General features: G+C 64.5%; 2 protein-coding genes and 1 pseudogene. 1 reads left to right on the top strand and 2 read right to left on the bottom strand.

Going from position 1 to position 1,712, the window contains the following annotated elements:
- Positions 1-105: 105 nt before the first annotated feature.
- Positions 106-957: an Mrp/NBP35 family ATP-binding protein gene (locus Q7U29_RS19905; protein WP_304744161.1), complete on the top strand. Its 852-nt coding sequence runs from the start codon at positions 106-108 to the stop codon at positions 955-957.
- A 15-nt stretch (positions 958-972) separates the two neighbouring features.
- Here the strand turns inward: Q7U29_RS19905 and Q7U29_RS19900 are convergent, their stop codons facing one another.
- Both Q7U29_RS19900 and Q7U29_RS19895 read right to left on the bottom strand, forming a co-directional pair.
- Entirely contained in the window at positions 973-1,389 is a 417-nt protein-coding gene (locus tag Q7U29_RS19900; RefSeq protein WP_304744159.1) for a hypothetical protein, read from the bottom strand.
- A gap of 155 nt (positions 1,390-1,544) precedes the next feature.
- Positions 1,545-1,712: pseudogene (locus Q7U29_RS19895) on the bottom strand (glyoxylate/hydroxypyruvate reductase A); the annotation flags it as partial.

The raw sequence follows: 1,712 nt of genomic DNA, 5'->3' as shown, positions 1-1,712 counted from the left end.
TGTGCCGGGCATCCACGTCTTTGCGGCACAGCAGGAAGAAGACGTGGATGGCCGGGACAAGCCCGGCCATGACGAGAACAAGAGAACGAAGCGTAAGGAACAGATTTGTCAGCCGCTCAGCCCACCATGCAAGCCCGCGCGACCTCGAAAGCGTCAGGCATTCCCGGCGTCAAGCACGTCATCGCGGTCGCTTCCGGCAAGGGCGGCGTCGGCAAGTCCACCACGTCCTGCAACCTCGCGCTCGGTTTTGCGGCGATGGGCTTGAAGGCCGGCATTCTCGACGCCGATATCTACGGGCCGTCGCAGCCAAAGCTGTTTGGCCTGCGCGGCAAGCCCAGGCAGGTCGGCCCGCGCATGCTGGAGCCGATGGAGCGTTTCGGCGTCAAGGTGATGTCGATCGGTTTCCTGGTCGAGGAAGACCTCGCCATGATCTGGCGCGGCCCGATGGTGATCTCGGCGATCACGCAGATGCTGCGCGAGGTGGCGTGGGGCGATCTCGATATTCTGGTGGTGGACCTTCCGCCCGGCACCGGCGATGCGCAACTCACCATGGCGCAGCAGACCCCGCTGGCGGGCGCGGTGATCGTTTCGACCCCGCAGGACATCGCGCTGATCGACGCGCGGCGCGGCATCGCGATGTTCGAGAAGGTGAACATTCCGCTGTTGGGATTGATCGAGAACATGTCGAGCTTCTGTTGCCCGACCTGCAGCCACGTCACCCCGATCTTCGGCCATGGCGGCGCGCGACAGGAGGCGGAACGGCGCGGCATTCCGTTTCTCGGCGAGATCCCGCTCGACATGCAGATCCGCCAGACCTCGGACGACGGCCGCCCCATTGTCGCGACCGAGCCGGACGGCGTTCATGCCAGACATTATGTCGAGATCGCCCGCGAAATCTGGACGGCGGTCTCTACGGGCGCGGCGAGCCGGCCGGCGCCGCGCATCGTGATCGAGTAGGCGGAGAAGCGCCGCCTACGACTTCGCCTTGCCATCCGGCGGACAATCCTTGCGGACTGCCATCGGCTTGCCGTCGCTTTGCACGGTGGGGGCGGCCGAATTCGTTCCGCCGGCTTCGGGCACGATCGCGCTGTTTCCGATGGCCATGGAGGTATTGGTTTTATCCTCGCCGTGCCCCGAGGTCGCGGATCCCGTCGTTGCGCAATTGGTTTCGCCCTTCTTCGCGTCGCCCGACGGCGGCGTCGTTTGGGCAAACGCGGGCCCGGCGGCCATGAACACGGCCAGAATGGCTATCGCGGCGCGATCAATCATTTGTGTCTCCTCCGAGCGAAAATCGCTGCTGGAATTCAGAGGAAAGAACGGTTCCCGCTGGCAAAGGTTCCCGACGCGGAGTTTTGCAGCTTCGCTGCCGGCGAAGGGGTGAGGGCGCATTCCACTCCATCAACGTCGCCCGTGCGAACGCAGGGACCCATACGCTGTGCACTCTCGTTTGAAGCTGGCTGTTGCGGCATCTCTCACAAACTCAGACGCCGGTGGCTATGGGTCCCCGCGTTCGCAGGGACGACGATGGAGTGGTGATCGCGCCCCTAATACCCCCGCTTGCGATCCACCACGTTCTCCAGCGCGCTGCCCGCTTCGAACCGTGCGATCTGGCGCGCGACGTATTTTGAAATTTCGTCGGGATCGGTGTCGGCGGCGTTGTGCGGCGTCAGCACCACCTTCGGATGGGTCCAGAACGGGCTGTCGGCCGGCAG

The sequence above is a fragment of the Bradyrhizobium sp. genome (genome assembly GCF_030654605.1).
Lineage (GTDB): Bacteria > Pseudomonadota > Alphaproteobacteria > Rhizobiales > Xanthobacteraceae > Bradyrhizobium.
This window is presented reverse-complemented; position numbering and strand designations above follow the sequence as displayed.